11 protein-coding genes are annotated in these 12,755 nt (G+C 38.6%); 10 read left to right on the top strand and 1 reads right to left on the bottom strand.

Translation table 11 applies throughout. The features are described 5' to 3' along the window. Positions 1-18 precede the first annotated feature (18 nt). From CLO1100_RS18460 to fabZ, 4 genes are all read left to right on the top strand, one after another. Positions 19-831: a flagellar hook-basal body protein gene (locus CLO1100_RS18460; RefSeq protein ID WP_014315290.1), complete on the top strand. Its 813-nt coding sequence runs from the start codon at positions 19-21 to the stop codon at positions 829-831. A gap of 17 nt (positions 832-848) precedes the next feature. After that, complete coding sequence (locus CLO1100_RS18455) at positions 849-1,238, top strand: rod-binding protein (protein ID WP_014315289.1); 390 nt, start codon at positions 849-851, stop codon at positions 1,236-1,238. Then, entirely contained in the window at positions 1,225-2,376 is a 1,152-nt protein-coding gene (locus tag CLO1100_RS18450) for a phosphodiester glycosidase family protein (protein WP_014315288.1), read from the top strand. The genes CLO1100_RS18455 and CLO1100_RS18450 overlap by 14 nt, the downstream gene beginning before the upstream one ends. 105 nt (positions 2,377-2,481) lie before the next feature. Beyond that, positions 2,482-2,910 (top strand): 3-hydroxyacyl-ACP dehydratase FabZ, encoded by a 429-nt coding sequence (gene fabZ / locus CLO1100_RS18445; protein ID WP_014315287.1) that lies wholly within the window; start codon positions 2,482-2,484, stop codon positions 2,908-2,910. A gap of 334 nt (positions 2,911-3,244) precedes the next feature. Here the strand turns inward: fabZ and murC are convergent, their stop codons facing one another. Continuing rightward, positions 3,245-4,648, bottom strand: a complete 1,404-nt coding sequence (gene murC / locus CLO1100_RS18440; RefSeq protein WP_014315286.1) for a UDP-N-acetylmuramate--L-alanine ligase — start codon at positions 4,646-4,648, stop codon at positions 3,245-3,247. Between the two features lie 284 nt (positions 4,649-4,932). Here murC and purR point away from each other — a divergent pair, with 284 nt between their 5' ends. From purR to mfd, 6 genes are all read left to right on the top strand, one after another. Then, the gene (purR, locus tag CLO1100_RS18435) at positions 4,933-5,745 is read left to right on the top strand and encodes a pur operon repressor (RefSeq protein WP_014315285.1); all 813 of its coding nucleotides are present in this window, start codon (positions 4,933-4,935) and stop codon (positions 5,743-5,745) included. Positions 5,746-5,872: 127 nt separating this feature from the next. Continuing rightward, complete coding sequence (spoVG, locus tag CLO1100_RS18430) at positions 5,873-6,124, top strand: septation regulator SpoVG (RefSeq protein ID WP_014315284.1); 252 nt, start codon at positions 5,873-5,875, stop codon at positions 6,122-6,124. A gap of 195 nt (positions 6,125-6,319) precedes the next feature. Further along, positions 6,320-7,492: a UDP-N-acetylglucosamine pyrophosphorylase gene (locus CLO1100_RS18425; RefSeq protein ID WP_014315283.1), complete on the top strand. Its 1,173-nt coding sequence runs from the start codon at positions 6,320-6,322 to the stop codon at positions 7,490-7,492. A gap of 39 nt (positions 7,493-7,531) precedes the next feature. Next, positions 7,532-8,491 carry a ribose-phosphate diphosphokinase gene (locus CLO1100_RS18420; protein ID WP_014315282.1) on the top strand — a complete coding sequence of 320 codons (960 nt, stop codon included), beginning with the start codon at positions 7,532-7,534 and terminating at the stop codon, positions 8,489-8,491. A 98-nt stretch (positions 8,492-8,589) separates the two neighbouring features. Then, complete coding sequence (gene pth / locus CLO1100_RS18415; protein ID WP_014315281.1) at positions 8,590-9,159, top strand: aminoacyl-tRNA hydrolase; 570 nt, start codon at positions 8,590-8,592, stop codon at positions 9,157-9,159. A gap of 21 nt (positions 9,160-9,180) precedes the next feature. Next, the gene (mfd, locus tag CLO1100_RS18410) at positions 9,181-12,705 is read left to right on the top strand and encodes a transcription-repair coupling factor (protein WP_014315280.1); all 3,525 of its coding nucleotides are present in this window, start codon (positions 9,181-9,183) and stop codon (positions 12,703-12,705) included. The last annotated feature ends 50 nt before the right edge of the window (positions 12,706-12,755 follow it).

The raw sequence follows: 12,755 nt of genomic DNA, 5'->3' as shown, positions 1-12,755 counted from the left end.
TTTGGAGGTTTAAAGGCTATGATGAGAGCATTATATACAGCCGGCTCAGGAATGAAGGCTCAACAGTTCAATGTAGATGTTATTTCAAATAATCTTGCAAACGTTAATACTACTGGATATAAAAAGGAAAGAGCAGAATTTAAGGATCTCCTGTACCAGACAATGGACAGGGCATATGTTCTGAATGATGCCGGAAAGCCTGTAAATCTTCAGGTAGGACATGGAACGGTAGTAAGCTCCACAGTGAGAAATTTTGAAAACGGTACCCCTGAGCAGACGAGTTCCAATCTCGATTTCGCCATAGACGGAGAAGGCTTCTTCACTATAATGGGCCCACAGGGAATTGTTCAGTATTCAAGAGATGGTTCCTTTAAGCTGAGTATTACAGAGGACGGTATGAAGAAACTTACTACATCCGATGGATACGCTGTTCTTGACAATTCGGGAGAGGAGATACTATTCGACCCTGAAGTAAATATATCGGAGCTTTCAGTTTCTCCACGTGGAGAGATGAGCTATAAAGATGCAGAAGGCGTTAGCGTTCCTATGGATCAGACTATAGGAATGGTAATTTTCCCTAATAAGTATGCATTAGAAGCAGTAGGAAACAACCTTTATTCAAGCAATTCAGCTACAGGAGAACCTGTACAGGTCAGCGAAGATGAAAATGCAAAGAGCATTATGAAACAGGGTTTTCTTGAATCCTCCAATGTTCAGGTTGTTGACGAAATGGTAAAGCTTATAGTTGCTCAGAGAGCATATGAAGTTAGCTCAAAGGCAATACAGTCATCTGACGATATGCTTCAGATAGCTAATAATTTGAGAAGATAGAAAACAGGTGAATTATAATGGATGTAGGAAGCGTTAATTCAAAAAATACATTTGATACCGCCAGAAGCACCAGCTCAAAAATTTCTGAGGACAGTTTTGAAAAACGACTCAGAGAGGCTGCTGCTAAAGGTGATGACAGCGAATTGAAAGAAGTGTGCCATGAGTTTGAAAGCCTGTTTATAAGCATGCTTTATAAACAGATGAAGTCTACCGTACCAAAGTCAGATTATCTGGAAAGCGACACGGCGTCTGACATATACAATTCAATGCTTGATGATCAGCTTTGCGAGGTTGCATCTGAAAGAGGTATTGGTTTGGGGGATATGATGTACAAGCAGTTGTCGAAAAAGTATAAACAGGAAGACTCTGCCTCAGTTACCGGAGGAGTATTTGATGAAAAAAAATAATCAGAAACTGATTATAAATATTGGATTGATTTTAGTATTGTCCTTCATGTTAATTTATGCAGGACAATTTTTATTTTCCCCAAATAATAATACTCAGGGGAAGACTAATAACACCTTGAATTCTCCGGGTACATCGTCAAAATCAGTACAGCCCTTACCTGTCCAATATAAGCATACAACAGAAATTATAAACGGGTACAAGCAGGAAATTTATACGCTGGAGTTTGATCCAAGAGATGAGAGAGTTGAATTCAAACCAGCATTGTCATTTGATAATATTTTTGGCTTTGAAAAATTATCTGATATTTGTAAAAGGAACGGGGCATATGCAGCAATTAATGGAGGGTTTTTCTATCAATTCGGTGATCCCACAGGCATGGTTGCAATAGATGGACAGATGCTTACCGCTTCAACGGGGCTAAGTCCTGTACTCGTTGTTGACAAAAAAGGTGCCAGATTTGAAACTTTTTATACTAATATCTCCCTAGAGCATAATGGTAATAAAATCAAGATAAATGAGATGAACAGAATAGGTAAAAGCAACGACGTCGTTTTATATAATGACAAATTTGGAAATACAAACAGAGCTGAAGTAAAAAATACATCAATAATAATTACAGAAAATGAAATATCGGCGATAGTAGAGGATACAAAAGAAGTTAACATAAAAAGAGGTGCCAGTGTCATCAGCTTTTATGGCGAAAAAGCTAAGCTGCCTGAAAAAATGGGTTTAAAAGCAGGAGATACAGTCAATATTAGGATAGAGCCGTATTTAGGATACAGTTACCAAGCATATGAATGTGGAAGTATGCTTGTCAAAGATGGAAAATCAGTAGTACCTGAACGTGACAGGTGGGCGGGAACTCTGAGCAACCGAGACCCTAGAACGGTTATCGGTATTAAGACAGACGGCAAAATATTAATGATGGTTTCAGATGGGCGTCAGCCGGGATACAGCGAAGGAATGACAGGTAAGGAAATGGGTGAATATCTGGTTAAGATAGGAGTAAAGGATGCTGCAATGCTGGACGGAGGAGCCTCTTCACAGATGATAGTAAATGGCAGCCTCCGGAACAGACCATCCTATGAAGGTATTGAGAGGCCGGTAGCAGGGTGTTTTATAGTAAAGATTAAATAAGCGGTTAGGGTGTAAAATTTTATATCTAAAAGGATTTTTGAATTATATAGTCGAATATATTACCTAGTCATAATTATATGTATCAAAAAGTAAATTGGAGGTTATATGCTTACAAATAAAGAAGTCAGGGAATTATTACCCCACAGATATCCGTTTCTACTGGTTGATAAGGTTATAGAACTTGAGCCGGGTAAAAAAGTAGTTGCCATAAAGAATGTTTCCATTAACGAGCCGTTTTTTCAAGGACATTTTCCGGAATACCCAATAATGCCGGGAGTATTGATAGTAGAGGCTTTGGCACAGGCTGCGGGGATAGCGGTTGCTGTTTTGGAAGAAAACAAGGGGAAATTGGGTGTGTTTGCCGGAATTGATGCTATGAAATTTAAAAATCAGGTAATGCCTGGGGATGTTCTTACCCTTGAAGCCGAGATTCTAATGAGTAAGCTTGGAGTTACCAAGGCAAAGGTTAAGGCAAGTGTAGACGGTAAAGTTGCAGCGGAAGGTGAAATCAAGTTTGCAATGACTAAGGCATAAGTAAAGTTTTACTAGAATAAATAGGGGTTGCCGCAAAACAGTTTTTCTGCTATAACACAGACTCCCGTATAAAATTATATCAATGATTGCTTCCAAGATATTTGCAAGAGTTTCTAGCGGCTCATCATAGGATATTTTACCGTCGCTCACATTCATCGTCCATGATTCATGGTTTCGCTAAAACCTACATCGTGTAGATTTTCCGGTAAAATATCCGTGTTCGCCGGTAAACGTCTGCAAATATCTTTAACCAAGCTTCCATTGATACAATTTATACTCTGAGTATAGGTTTAGAAAAATAAAAATTAGTTTTGCGACAGCCCCTTAAAAAAATTTACTTATTTGCTCTTAAATTCAAGAACATTTCTCCGCATCTTACGATATCGCCTGCTCCCATTGTGAGAATAAGATCTTCCGGTTGTGCATTTTTATCCAGATACTCAGCTATGTCCTGAAAATCACTTATATAAACTACATTGCCGCCCTTCTCACGAATCCTGTCCGCAAGCATTCTGGAATGGATATCTCCGGGGTCTTTTTCCCGGGCAGCGTAAATATCGGTTATTATTATGTTATCAGCCTCATCAAAGGATTCTGAAAACTTATCCAAAAAGGCTCTTGTTCTTGTATAGGTGTGGGGCTGAAACACACACCATATTTTATTATGCTCGCTGCTTTTAGCTGCATTTAGAGTAGCTTGAACTTCTGACGGATGATGTGCGTAATCATCAATAACCTTAATGTTGTCAACCAAGCCTTTCAATTCAAAGCGCTTATGGCTTCCGCCAAATCTCGAAAGGCCATAGGCTATGTTTTCCATATTGCAACCGCAAGTGTATGCTGCTGCAATAGCAGCAAGAGAATTGCTTACGTTGTGAGGGCCCGGAACAGATAAAGAAATATCCCCCATTTTTATACCCTCTTTAGATACTTCAAAGGAAGCACAGCCCATACTGTTGTAAGTTATATCTTTTGCAGTCCACATTGCATCAGCGTTTTTTAATCCATAAGTTATAATATTACAGTCGCTCTTGCTGACAACAGAAAGAGTATTTTCATCATCAGCACAGGCTACAATATATCCATTTCTGGGAACAAGAGCAACAAATTCTCCAAAGGTAGACTTAATATGCTCCAAGTCACGGAAGTAATCTACATGATCTACTTCGATGTTTAAAACTACTGCCATAAAAGGATGAAATTTTAGGAAACTTCCATAATATTCACATGCTTCGGTTATAAAAAATTCAGAAGCTCCGATGCGTGTATTACCGCCTATGCAATCCAGTTCGCCTCCGATATGTGCCGTAGGGTCTGTATTTGACTCCAGCATTATTGTTGTTATCATTGAGGTTGTAGTAGTTTTGCCGTGAGTACCTGCAACGGCTATACCAAAGGAATGCTTTTTCATAAGGAGTCCCAAAAGCTCGGCACGATCTATGACCGGGATACCCAACTCTTTTGAACGGATCATTTCAGGATTATCCTCTTTAACGGCAACAGTATAGACAGTCAGGTCCGGCTCAGCAATATTTTCGGCACGATGCCCTATAAATATTTCGGCTCCTTTGCCCTCAAGCTTCTGGGTTGCATTGGAAGACTTGATATCAGAACCTGATACATGGTAGCCTTTTGCCAAAAGAATTTCAGCAAGACCGCTCATGCTGGATCCGCCAATTCCTATAAAATGGACACGCCTGATTTTTTCAGAATCTAAAATGTTCGAATTATTATTCAAAGAAAACACTCCCTTGTTGTATTGCTAATAAAAATTAGTTGAAGAATTCAATATAGAGTAAGTTCTACTCAAAAAGATAATACAATATTTTCATTTAAATGTAAAAGGAATATATATATTTAATCAATTTGCAGCGGAAATATCCTTTACATATTGTATGATGCATATGGGATAAATATTAGATAAAATGATTTAATCCGAATTATGATTGTAATTTAAGTTTTATTATTCATTATATTATTGTATAATAGCTATGATGTAAACTAAAGATGTGGGGAGATTTTATGGATAAAATCCAAAGAAATGAAAGGATTTCTGTTATAATCAAAACATTGTGCGATAATCCGAACAAGATATTTACACTTGGATATTTTTCGGAAATGTTCGGTTCTGCAAAATCTACAATAAGCGAGGACCTGGAATTACTGCAAAAAACCTTTAATAAGAACTCAATGGGAAATATCTGTACTATATCAGGAGCTTCAGGCGGAGTTAAATATATTCCATTTATGAGTGAAAAGGTTGTATACAATACATTGGAAGAACTTGCAAAGGAATTATCTCACCCGGATAGAATACTCTCTGGCGGGTTTTTATATATGCTGGATATCATCTATAACCCCGAGTGGGTTAACAAAATGGCAATGATGTTTGCTACCAGATTTTCAGGTTTGGATCTGGATTGTGTAATTACAGTGGAAACAAAGGGTATACCTATTGCTTTTGCAACTGCACAATACCTTAATGTTCCGCTGGTAATAGTAAGACACTATAATGAAGCCACTGACGGAGCATCTGTAAACATTAACTATACATCCGGCTCGGCAAAGAAAATACAGACAATGGTACTTCCGATGAAATCATTAAAGAGAAATTCAAAGATACTGTTTATAGATGACTTTATGAAGGCCGGAGGGACTTCAAAGGGTATTATAGAATTGGCAAACCAGTTTGATAGTGAAGTAGTTGGAATTGGAGTTATGATAGAAACAAGTTTGCCTGATAAAAAACTTGTAGAAAATTACTATTCCTTGATGAAACTTAATACATCTGAGATGCAGGAGAACAATTCTATTGACATTAAACCAAATATTTAGTCGGTAAATAATAGGCAATGTAAAATAAACCAAAAATATGTAAAAATAATGTACAAAAAGAAGGATTTTTAGCATTTATGGCGAATATTGTATCTAAAACATAATACTTCTTGGAGGGTTCGCCAATATGGAAATCACGGATATCAGAATCAGAAAAATTGAAACTGAAGGAAAAATGAAAGCAGTAGTTTCTGTAACATTCAACAATGAGTTTGTTGTACACGACATCAAAGTAATCGAAAGTCAGAGCGGCCTGTTTATTGCAATGCCCAGTAGGAAAACACCAGACGGTGAATTCAGAGATATCGCACATCCTATAAATGCTGAGGCGAGAGAAAAACTTCAAACTGCTATTCTTGAAAGCTATAAGAACTCATAAAAAGCATTGATTCCAAGAATAAAAAAGATACTTTAATCGGGTATCTTTTTTTTAATGCTATTCTAAAACTATATAACTCCATTAGTGGAATATAATGGAAACAAAATCCAGCTAAATTTTAGTTATATTAACGGGTTGAAATTATCTGATAAAAATGAGAGAATATATCCTGTAAAATACAGTGGGGGCTTAATAATGAATAAAATTGTGGGATTAGTCATTACAGACAGTAATAGCAGCACGTTTAAATCCAAAAAACCTGTTGAAAGCCATAGCATACTCGGTCAAAGTGTACTGCAGTGGTCCGGGTCTGCATTAGCCGAAATTACAGGTGAAGCTCAATCAATACATTGTGATGATATTGATAGAGTTAAGGATTTAATCGGCAATTCGGAGAATTTTATAATCAACTGGGGAGACCAGCCGCTGATACTGGCCGATACTTTCAGACATTTACTGGAAAAACATACATCAGAGGGGAACGACACGACAGCTATTATTTCCTGTAATGGGAAAGCTTCGGTCTATGTGTTTAAAAGCAAGAACTTTCTAGACCGTTTAAATGAATTAGGTATTCAATCATTTTCAAAGTTTAACATTGCCCAGATTTTCCAATCCTTTCAAAATAAAAACAAGATATCTTCGGAAGATAAAACCCAATTTATCGTGGTAGATGACAGGGTAGCTCTTTCAACTGCTATGGGGGAAGTTAAATCCGCTATATTGAAAAAGGTTATGTTGTCGGGTGTTACGGTAATGGATCCTTCATCTACTTTTATAGATGCAGGTGCGGTTATCGGTGAGGATACTGTAATTATGCCCAACACCATAATAGAGGGAAATACGGTTGTCGGAGAGGGCTCTATAATTGGCCCTAACTCAAGAATTGTCAACTGTAGGATTGGAAATAATGTTGAAGTAGCAAATTCAGTCGCATATGACAGCTCCGTAGGAGATGATACCCATGTTGGACCGTTTGCATATCTGAGACCGGGAAGTAATGTGGGTAAGAACGTTAAAATCGGAGATTTCGTTGAAATTAAAAAATCAGTCATCGGAGACAGAACTAAAATCTCACATCTGACATATGTAGGTGATGCTGAGGTAGGTTCAAATGTTAATATAGGTTGCGGTGTTGTTTTTGTAAATTATGACGGAAAGAACAAAAACAAGACAATTGTTGGAGATAATTCATTTATAGGATGTAATGTAAATCTTGTATCGCCCGTTGTTGTAAAAAATGATGCATATATTGCCGCAGGTTCCACCATAACGGAGGAAGTACCCGAAAATTCTCTGGCAATAGCACGTCAAAGGCAGACGGTAAAGCAGGATTGGGTTACAAAGAAGGATTTAAAGCGAAAATAAACACACAATAATATAAATGTAATAAAAAGGAGAATTGAAATGAATCTGCACGGAAAGGATATTAAAATATTCACAGGTAATTCCAATAAGCCTTTAGCGGATGAAATAGCTGAAAAAATTGGAATACCCGTAGGTATTGCGAATGTTGGAAGGTTTAGTGACGGAGAAACAGCTGTTAATATCGGTGAAGTAGTAAGAGGTTCAGATGTGTTTATCATTCAATCCACTTGCCAGCCGATAAATGATAACCTTATGGAGCTTTTGGTTATGATTGATGCAGTAAAAAGAGCTTCAGCGGGCAGAATTACAGCAGTTATTCCGTACTTTGGGTACGCCAGACAGGATAGAAAGGCAAGGGCAAGAGATCCTATTTCCGCCAAACTTGTTGCAAATCTTTTAACAATAGCCGGAGCAGACAGAATACTTACTATGGATTTGCACGCTCCACAGATACAGGGATTTTTTGATATACCTGTGGATCATCTTTTGGGTCTTCCTATTATTGCTGAATATTTCAAGGAAAAATTTGACAGTATGGAGGATGTTGTAGTCGTTTCTCCTGACGTAGGCAGTGTTACAAGGTCCAGAAAAGTTGCTGAAAGACTGGATTGTCCGCTGGCTATAATCGATAAGAGACGTCCTAAGGCAAATGTTTCAGAAGTAATGAATATAATAGGTGACATAAGAAATAAAAAAGTAATCCTTGTTGATGATATGATTGATACCGGAGGAACTATTGTCAACGGGGCGAATGCTCTGATAGAGGCTGGGGCAAAGGAAGTATACGCAAGCTGCACACATGGTGTACTTTCAGGTCCTGCGATCCAAAGGATTAGTGAATCGGCAATAAAAGAGTTGGTTACATTAAATACTATAACACTAAGCGAAGAAAAGAAAATTGACAAGATTAAGTCCTTGTCTGTAGCAGGAGTATTTGCTGAAGCTATTGAGAGAATATATGGAGATATATCAATTAGTACATTGTTTACTCAGATATAGCACATATATTTAGAATTTGATTTTCCGGGGCGGTTCTTTTTAGGAACCGCCCTTTTAGGCATGAATATATTATATGCAAATGACAGGAGGCAGCACAGATGGGAGATGTATATCTTCTTGTGGGGCTTGGCAACCCCGGCACAAAATTTGAAAATACAAGGCATAACGTTGGCTTTGATACTATAGATTATATTTCAGCCAAGTACAACATAAAACTCTCCAAAATCGGTTTTAAGGCGGTATACGGAGAAGGTGAGATAGAGGGAGTCAGAACCATTCTTGTAAAGCCTCAGACTTTTATGAACCTTAGTGGGGAAAGTGTCAGGGAAATAGTTGACTGGTACAAGCTGCCTATTGAAAGATTAACGGTAATATATGATGATATTGATCTTGAACCGGGCAAAATAAGAGTAAGACCCAAAGGCAGTTCCGGAACCCACAACGGCATGAAGTCTATAATTTACCAACTGCAGGATGACAGATTTCCCAGAGTGAGAATCGGTATCGGCAGAGCACCGGAAAAATGGGATTTGGCTGATTATGTCCTTAGCAAATTTTCTAAAGAGGATAGGCAGGTAATTGACCAGAGCGTTGAAAAAGCTGCACAGGCGGCGATAATGATAGCACAAAGCGGGCCGGAAAAGGCAATGAACAACTTTAATAAATAATTACAGCCGGAGGTTGCAGAAATGAACTTTTTTACAGATCCTCTCTTGAAAATAGATGAATATAATACCCTTTTAACGAATGTGCGTGAGGGGAAAGGGCTTGTATCGGTTATCGGGCCGTCGGATTCACAAAAGGTGCATCTGATATATTCCCTATGTACTCATTTACAGAGAAGAGGACTGTACGTAACATACAATGAAATGCAGGCCAGAAGGGCTTATGAGGATTTTGCCTTTTTTCTGGGGGACGATGTTCTGTATTACCCTCCCAAAGAGACTATGCTATATAATATAGAAGCCAGAAGCAATGATATTATATATCAGAGAACAAAAACCCTGCTGAGGTGCTTAGAGGGAAACTACAAGTTGATTGTAATGTCAGCTGAAGCACTTATACAGATGATTTCACCTGTTGAACTCTTTAGAGGGGGAGTTATTGATTTCTCAGTAGGTTTACAAATAGAACTCGATGAACTGATCTCAAAGCTTGTTTTGTATGGATATGAAAGAGTTGAAACTGTTGAGGGCAAAGCCCAGTTTGCTGTCCGTGGAGGGATTATAGATATTTTTGCGGTAAACAGCGAACACCCGGTGCGTATTGAACTATTTGATACCGATGTTGATTCTATCAGGTACTTTGACGAAACAACTCAGCGGTCTACAAACTCAATTGATGAGTGTAGAATTGCCCCTGCAAGAGATGTAGTTTACAAGGAAATTTCAAAGGAAGCAATAATTTCAAAGATAAAAAGAGACTTGGCAGACTACGTTAAAAAGCTGAAGCAGAAGGACAACAGTGAAGGTATTAAAAATATATCAAAGCGTGTTGAGGAAGATATTGATAATCTGATTGAGCACCACTATTTTCCCGGCATTGACAGATACCTCCCATATATTCTGGAAACTCCTGCTTCCGTAATTGACTACATTGAGAGTGAATCAATAATTGTACTGGATGAAACCCTGAGAATAACCCAGAGAATTGAGAATGTCCAGCTTGAACATGAAGAGCTTGCAAAGAGTCTTCTGGAGAAAGGCGGTATTTTGCCTAAAGGAGCAGAATGGGCTTTTTCCACAGACTCTATAGTAGACCGTATATTGAATTTGAGGACGGTAACATTGTCCGCCATTTCATCCAACAACTCACTTATCAGGCCGTATAATCAGATATCAATACCTTGTAAATCAGGGAACTCTTACCAAAACCATATAGATTTACTTGTTGACGACATAGGACAGCTCAGGAAAAAAGAATATAAAATTATAGTTCTTTCAGGCCCCAGCGGTAGAGGACACAGATTGGTTGAAACCCTTGCAACAAATGAGATTTCGTCCAGTTACAAAGATAATCCCGGGTATAAGATACAGAACGGAGAGGTTGTTGTAACTCACGGTAGCTTACAGAAAGGCTTTGAATACCCTACAGCGGCCTTTGTTGTAATAAGTGATATTGAGGTATTTGGACAGGATAAACGAATAAAAAAGGCAAAGGCAAAGAGAGCAGGCAACAAAATAAAGGCATTTTCTGACCTCAACGTTGGTGACTTCGTTGTACATCAGGCTCACGGTATAGGCCAGTATATCGGTATTGAAAAGCTCAGCGTAGGTGAAGTTAAAAGGGATTATCTTAAAATCCGGTATCAGGAAGGAGACTTCCTTTATATTCCCACTAACCAGCTGGATTTGCTCCAAAAATATATTGGATCTGAAGGTAAGACGCCCAGGGTCAATAGGCTTGGTGGAACTGAGTGGGCCAAAACAAAAAGCCGTGTAAAGGAATCTCTGCAGCAGCTTGCAGCAGAACTGATAAAGCTTTATGCACAAAGGCAGTCTGCCAAAGGTCATGCCTTCTGTGAAGACACAGTGTGGCAAAGACAGTTTGAAGAGCTGTTCCCATACCAAGAAACCGACGACCAGCTTAAGTGTATTGATGAAATAAAAAGGGATATGGAGTCCGAAAGGCTGATGGACAGACTCCTTTGCGGAGATGTAGGCTATGGCAAAACGGAAGTCGCAATAAGGGCTGTATTTAAGTCTGTTATGGATGGAAAGCAGGTAGCATACCTTGCGCCTACTACTATTCTAGCCCAGCAGCTGTATGAAAACTTTAAGAAGAGGATGAGCGACTTCCCGGTAACGGTGGACGTCATGAGCAGATTCAGGACTCCCACAGAACAGAAGAAAATTGTAAAATCCGTTAAGGCAGGAAATACAGATATACTTATTGGCACACACAGGCTTCTGCAAAAGGATATTGAATTTAAGGATCTTGGGCTTCTGGTAGTTGATGAGGAACAACGCTTCGGAGTAACCCATAAAGAAAAGCTTAAAACACTAAAACCGAATGTTGACGTACTAACATTGACAGCTACGCCAATTCCCAGAACACTTCACATGTCGTTGGTTGGAATAAGGGATATAAGTGTTCTGGAGGATCCGCCGGAAGAAAGATACCCGGTGCAGACCTATGTTATGGAATATAATATGGAGCTTATCCGTGATGGTATAATCCGTGAAATGGCAAGAAACGGTCAGGTTTTCTACATGTATAACCGGGTAAGGGGTATTGACATAAAAGCACAGGAAATCAGGACAATGATACCTGAAGCCAGAGTTGCGGTTGCCCACGGACAAATGAATGAAAAAGAACTTGAAGATGTAATGTACGGCTTTATAAACGGGGAATATGACGTACTTGTATGTACTACTATTATAGAGTCGGGGCTTGATATGCCAAATGTTAATACTATTATTGTAGAAGATGCCGACAGAATGGGCTTGTCCCAGCTTTATCAGATAAGAGGAAGGGTTGGAAGATCCAACAGGCTTGCATACGCCTATATCACATATAAAAAGGATAAGGTTCTGTCGGAGGTAGCGGAGAAAAGACTCCAGGCTATAAAAGAATTTACTGAATTTGGTTCAGGCTTTAGAATAGCCATGCGGGATCTTGAAATAAGAGGAGCGGGAAACTTGCTAGGGCCGGAGCAACATGGTCATCTGGAAACAGTTGGCTACGAAATGTACTGCAAGCTGCTGGATGAAGCGGTTCAGGAGCTGAGTGGCAAGGAAGTACGCACTACTGACGAGGAAATGGCAGTTGACTTGAATGTTAATGCATATATTGATGATGAATATATAAGCTCAGAAGAACAAAAAATTGATATGTATAAGAAAATTGCCGCAATACAGAATGAAAATGATGTAATTGATTTACGAGATGAGTTAATAGACAGGTACGGAGATATACCGGAAGAAGTTGAAAATCTAATGGACATTGCTTATATCAAGGCACTTGCTGTGGAGTGCGGCTTTATTGGCATTTCACAGAAGGACGATATAATATTGTTTGCACTGCGTAAATCCGCTTCAACAGTGTCGCAATATCTGGGAGTGCTTATGGATAAATACCCTAGAAGGATTATGCTTAATGCCAGCAGCAACCCGTATTTGTCATTTAAATTAATAAATTCATCCAGCAGAGAAAATTTGGCAAATATTAAGATTTTGTTACAATACATTATTAAATTGCAGTCTAATGTATAATTGAATATAATTATAATCGAAAGTAATTTGTAAAATTCAGGTTACAAATT

Origin of the sequence: Clostridium sp. BNL1100, assembly GCF_000244875.1 — a bacterium.
Taxonomy (GTDB): Bacteria; Bacillota; Clostridia; order Acetivibrionales; family DSM-1351; genus Ruminiclostridium.
Note: the sequence above shows the minus strand (reverse complement) of the source record. Positions and strands in the feature narration are given on the sequence as shown.

Excerpts from the sequence above, each read along its gene's own strand:
- pth (WP_014315281.1), top strand. The coding sequence starts at position 8,590 with ATGGGAGATGTATATCTTCTTGTGGGGCTTGGCAACCCCGGCACAAAA.
- mfd (WP_014315280.1), top strand. The coding sequence starts at position 9,181 with ATGAACTTTTTTACAGATCCTCTCTTGAAAATAGATGAATATAATACC.
- spoVG (WP_014315284.1), top strand. The coding sequence starts at position 5,873 with ATGGAAATCACGGATATCAGAATCAGAAAAATTGAAACTGAAGGAAAA.
- fabZ (WP_014315287.1), top strand. The coding sequence starts at position 2,482 with ATGCTTACAAATAAAGAAGTCAGGGAATTATTACCCCACAGATATCCG.
- CLO1100_RS18420 (WP_014315282.1), top strand. The coding sequence starts at position 7,532 with ATGAATCTGCACGGAAAGGATATTAAAATATTCACAGGTAATTCCAAT.
- CLO1100_RS18450 (WP_014315288.1), top strand. The coding sequence starts at position 1,225 with ATGAAAAAAAATAATCAGAAACTGATTATAAATATTGGATTGATTTTA.
- CLO1100_RS18425 (WP_014315283.1), top strand. The coding sequence starts at position 6,320 with ATGAATAAAATTGTGGGATTAGTCATTACAGACAGTAATAGCAGCACG.
- purR (WP_014315285.1), top strand. The coding sequence starts at position 4,933 with ATGGATAAAATCCAAAGAAATGAAAGGATTTCTGTTATAATCAAAACA.
- CLO1100_RS18460 (WP_014315290.1), top strand. The coding sequence starts at position 19 with ATGATGAGAGCATTATATACAGCCGGCTCAGGAATGAAGGCTCAACAG.
- CLO1100_RS18455 (WP_014315289.1), top strand. The coding sequence starts at position 849 with ATGGATGTAGGAAGCGTTAATTCAAAAAATACATTTGATACCGCCAGA.